This window comes from Priestia sp. P5_B4 (genome assembly GCF_056400385.1).
The window spans coordinates 1-4750 of the sequence record NZ_JBFULJ010000262.1 but is presented as its reverse complement, the minus strand read 5'-3'; the positions used below and the strand labels follow the sequence as shown (position 1 = coordinate 4750).

Here is a 4750-nt window from a genome sequence, read left to right as displayed (position 1 = left end):
CTCTTGTTCTGTTATTACTTGTTCTGAAAGCAAGTAATTTTCAAAAAGAGCGATAGCATCTTTTTCCTGGAGATGTTCTTTCTTTTCATTTCCTGATTTATACGTTTGTGCGTCGCCTTCAAAATGTCCGTAATTTCGATACGTTACACATTCAATTAACGTTGGCCCTTCCCCTCTGCGGGCTCGTTGAATAGCTTCTGCAGCTGCTTCATAAACTGCTATCACGTCTTTTCCATCCACTCGTGCCCCTGGAATGTTATAAGATGCGGCACGGTCTGCAATCGCGCTGCAGCTCGAAGCATAAGAAAATGGAGTTGCCTCTCCGTAGCCATTATTTTCAGCAACAAAAACAACCGGCAGTTTCCAAATGGCTGCTAAGTTAATTCCTTCATGAAACGTCCCTTCATTGCCCGCTCCGTCTCCAAAAAAGCAAACGCTTACATCTTTTGTCTTTTTATACTTAGCAGTTAAAGCAGAACCGCATGCAAGCGGAAAGCCTCCTCCTACAATTCCATTTGCCCCTAAAATTCCTTTATCTAAATCCGCGATATGCATGGATCCGCCTTTTCCTTTGCCTAACCCGGTTACCTTTCCAAAAAGCTCAGCCATCATTCCATCTAAATCGCCGCCTTTAGCAATACAATGGCCGTGTCCGCGATGAGTGCTTGTAATACTGTCACTGTCATTAAGATGAGCGCACATTCCAACCGCTACCGCTTCTTCACCTGCATACAGATGAACAAAACCAGGCAGTACACCTTTTGCGAAAATTTGATGTACTTCATCTTCAAACTTTCGAATTTCTACCATTTTCTGATACATCCAGCTGGCTTTTTCTTTCGTAAGCTTTTCTGTTTTGTTTTGAGCAGTTTTCATTATGGTAAGCCTCCTCATTTGATTATCAAACTTCACTTAACTACTATTGCAAGTACCGTGCCAATAGTAAAATCCCTTTATACTAGCAATCTATTATTGTATTTGGCCTCATAAAGTTAGACAAAATTGGACACTGTTCCAACTTTGTCTAACTTTGTCCAATCTTAGAGGAATCAATTATGTAAACTGAATTTAAGGTGCATAATAAGTGTGTGGGTTGAAAATCACATTGAATAATTAGCGAGAAAGCTTTTATGTAAATATGATATAATGCTGAAGGAATCGTCTTAATTTTGAGGAACACCAAGGCTTTTAAAGGAGGTCGGTTAAAGAAAAACGGGCTTTATAGAAGTTTTACCGTAAAGTTGGATGTAAATTAAACAATGAAAGATGAGGTGAAAACCTGGAAAACATCCAAAGTTTTTGTCATCTACACTTCGTGATGTCTAGATGACATATCGCCAGGTTACTGTTATGCACAATGCAATTCAACACATTACAAATTTTCATGTATACGCAGCCATTATTATATTTATCATTACATATTTTTTAATTATGACTGAAAAGATCAATCGCGCTTCAGCAGCTCTTTTAGGTGCTATATTAATGATTTTGTTAGGCATTGTTGATTTTAATAATGCTATTACCGAACACATTCAGTGGGAAACGATTGTCCTTCTTATGGGTATGATGATTCTAGTCGGCATTACAAATAAAACGGGCGTGTTTCAATACGCAGCCATCAAGTCTGCTAAAATCGCTAAAGGTGATCCAGTTCGAATTCTAGTTATTTTATCAATTTTAACAGGCGTCGGATCTGCTTTTTTAGATAATGTAACGACGGTTTTATTAATTGTTCCCGTTACTTTTTCAATTACTACTATTTTAAATATTAATCCTTTTCCGTTTCTTATATCAGAAGTGCTGTTTTCAAATATTGGGGGAACGGCTACTTTAATAGGCGACCCACCTAATATCATGATTGGAGCAGCAAATCCTCATCTTGATTTTAACGCTTTTTTATTAAACTTAGCTCCTGCAGTGCTAATTATCGGTGTTGTTACGCTGGGGATTCTTGTTCTTATCTATCGCAAAAAATTAAAAGTAGAAGATAGCAAAAAGCAAGAGCTGATGAGTTTAAATGAAAAAGATTATATTCAAGATTCCGTTTTAATGAAAAAATCGTTAACTGTACTCGTCTTAACGATTCTAGGTTTTACCCTGCATTCCGTTTTGCATATTGATGCGGCTATGGTAGCCATTACAGGTGCTGCTGTACTATTGGTAATTGGATTAAGAACTCATGATGAAGTAGAAAGCGCGTTTGATTCTGTTGAATGGACAACCATTATTTTCTTTGCAGGTTTGTTTGTTCTTGTCGGAGGCTTAATCGATGTAGGCATCATCAAAAAACTGGCTGCTGGCGCTTTAAACGTTACAGACGGCAACATCGCACTGTCAGCTTATCTCATTTTGTGGATTAGTGGAATTGCTTCAGCTGTTATTGACAACATTCCTTTTGTTGCTACAATGATTCCACTTATTCAAGATATGGCTCATGGAATGGGAATGAGTCCTGATTCTGCTCAAATCAATGTACTATGGTGGTCACTGGCACTAGGAGCATGTTTGKGCGGAAACGGTACGTTAATTGGAGCGTCTGCTAATGTAATTGTAGCTGGCATGGCTGTAAAAAAAGGACATAAATTTTCGTTCATGGATTTTTTGAAAATTGGAGCTCCAATCATGCTCGTATCTCTTTTAATTTCAACGTTATATATCTTCCTTCGCTATCTTTTATTTATGTAAGGGAAGAAAAATTAAAATCTACGCGAACAGTAAAAAAGACTTCTCAGCTGAGAAGTCTTTTTTACTGTAAATACGTGCCTCAAGCAGCCCAGACGAAGTTGATAATAAAAGCGGCACTAATGATATACATAATCCAGTGAATTTCCTTTGCCTTACCGGCTAACAATTTAACGAATGTATAAGATAAAAACCCTAGCGCTAAGCCTTCTCCGATACTAAACGTTAACGGCATCAAAATAATGGTACAAAAAGCAGGCACAGCATCTGTTATCTCGTCTAAAGGGATGTTTTTGATTTCCGTTAACATGAGAGCTCCAACCATAATTAAAATAGGAGCTGTAGCAAAAGCAGGAATAATGCTAATTAATGGCGTAAATAAAAGACTCACTAAAAACAACATGGCAACGACCAGTGCTTTAAGGCCCGTCTTGCCTCCTTCTGCAATTCCCGCAGCATTTTCTACATACGCGTTCATTGCGGTAGATCCCATAGCAGCACTGGCTACTGTCGCAAGAGAATCTGCCATAAGCGCTTTATCTAACCCTTTAATTTCACCTTTTTCATCCATTAATCCAGCTTTTTTAGATAATCCAATCATCGATCCTAAATTATCAAACAGCTCCACAAGTGTAAATGAAAAAATAATAGAAAAAAGACCGTAATGAAGAGCGGATTTAATATCCATTTGTAAAAAAGTTTCTGACATGCTCGGCATTGAAAATGACACCACGCTGCTGATGCTTTTAGGTGCTTCTACTATGCCCAGCACCATCCCGGCAATTGATACCAGCAAAATGCTAATCAGTGCAGCTCCTTTAATTTTTCGAGCAGTTAATACAGTTACCGCGATAAAACCTAATAAAGCAAGGAATGGGCCCAGTTTTGTAAGCTGACCAAGAGCTACTAAATTTTCTTTGTTGCTTACAATAATGCCTGCTTGCTTAAAACCGATAAAAGCAATAAATAGACCGATTCCAACAGAAATAGCACTTTTTAAAATAGCGGGTATCCCTTCAATAATCTTCTTGCGTAAGCCTGTTATCGTTAAAATAAAAAATACAACCCCTGAAATAAATACGGCTCCTAAACCTGTTTGCCACGTTAGCCCTTCACCCAATACCACTGTATACGTAAAAAAAGCGTTCAGCCCCATTCCTGGTGCTACTGCAATAGGCATGTTCGCCCATAATGCAAACAAAAGAGTAGCAAAGACAGTGGCAAAAATCGTCGCTGCAATTGCCGCTTCTTTTGGAATGCCTGCATCTGCTAAAATCGTCGGATTAACAAAGATAATATAGCTCATCGTCACAAAAGTAGTAATTCCAGCAAGAATTTCTGTTTTTACATCTGTTTTGCGTTCGGTTAAATGAAACAGCTTATCCAACCATGAAGGGTTAGGTGCTGATTTTTTTATTAGTTCCATATGCTGAGTTTCAACTTTTTCATTTATCGCCACTTGCTTTTCACTCCTTTAATTTTCGATTCATCTTCTTTTAACTAGCTTTTACAGCTCCTCTATAAAACAGTGTGTTTTTAACCATTCCCCTCTCTTTTTCACGGCTCTTATCTTCTGTAAACAGAAGATAAGCATCCGTTTTTTACGTATTTTGCACAACAAACGATTTCATCGAACGTTTTGCAATTTATATAGCGAAGTTATTTAAAGCAAATAACCGTACAAGAATTCTCTGTGACAGGATCATAGTCTCTAAATAAAGAAGTGACCTGGATATCAAATAAAAGCTCCACTTTTTGCTTTAGCATTTTTTTATATTTAGTCGACAAAGCGGCATCAAGAGACATCACTAATTCTCTATATTCTTCACTAAGTGCTTCTAGTGCCGGCATTCTTTTTGATTGAGCTAGTATAAGAATTTTATTATCAATAATATCTATTTTTTGAGTATTCACGCCTACATGAAAAATTTCTTGGCTAATTTGAGTATACAAAGTAGCTATCTTCTTTTTAGAGATCGGCTCCATATGCTTCACCTTTTTCATTGTTAAAAATATGTTTTTGCTATATTGTTTTCACTTGATTATTGTCCTTTGACCAGCTGCCGAC

General features: G+C 37.4%; 4 protein-coding genes. 1 reads left to right on the top strand and 3 read right to left on the bottom strand.

The annotated features are described in order from the left end of the window. On the bottom strand, positions 1 to 876 hold an 876-nt coding region (locus AC1DRF_RS17080; protein WP_477741223.1), incomplete at its 3' end, for a thiamine pyrophosphate-dependent dehydrogenase E1 component subunit alpha. 474 nt (positions 877 to 1350) lie between these two features. On the opposite strand from AC1DRF_RS17080, the gene AC1DRF_RS17075 reads away from it, so the two are divergent. Then, a complete protein-coding gene (locus tag AC1DRF_RS17075; protein WP_477741224.1) occupies positions 1351 to 2685 on the top strand; it encodes an ArsB/NhaD family transporter in 1335 nt (444 codons plus the stop codon). Positions 2686 to 2764: 79 nt separating this feature from the next. Here the strand turns inward: AC1DRF_RS17075 and AC1DRF_RS17070 are convergent, their stop codons facing one another. Then, positions 2765 to 4141, bottom strand: coding sequence for an NCS2 family permease (locus AC1DRF_RS17070; protein ID WP_427076300.1), 1377 nt, complete (start codon positions 4139 to 4141; stop codon positions 2765 to 2767). Between the two features lie 200 nt (positions 4142 to 4341). Continuing rightward, the gene (locus AC1DRF_RS17065) at positions 4342 to 4668 is read right to left on the bottom strand and encodes a Na-translocating system protein MpsC family protein (RefSeq protein WP_043981928.1); all 327 of its coding nucleotides are present in this window, start codon (positions 4666 to 4668) and stop codon (positions 4342 to 4344) included. Positions 4669 to 4750 lie beyond the last annotated feature (82 nt).

What these genes read in the sequence shown, in the direction of transcription:
- AC1DRF_RS17065 (WP_043981928.1), bottom strand. Translation starts at nt 4,668, where the DNA reads ATGGAGCCGATCTCTAAAAAGAAGATAGCTACTTTGTATACTCAAATT.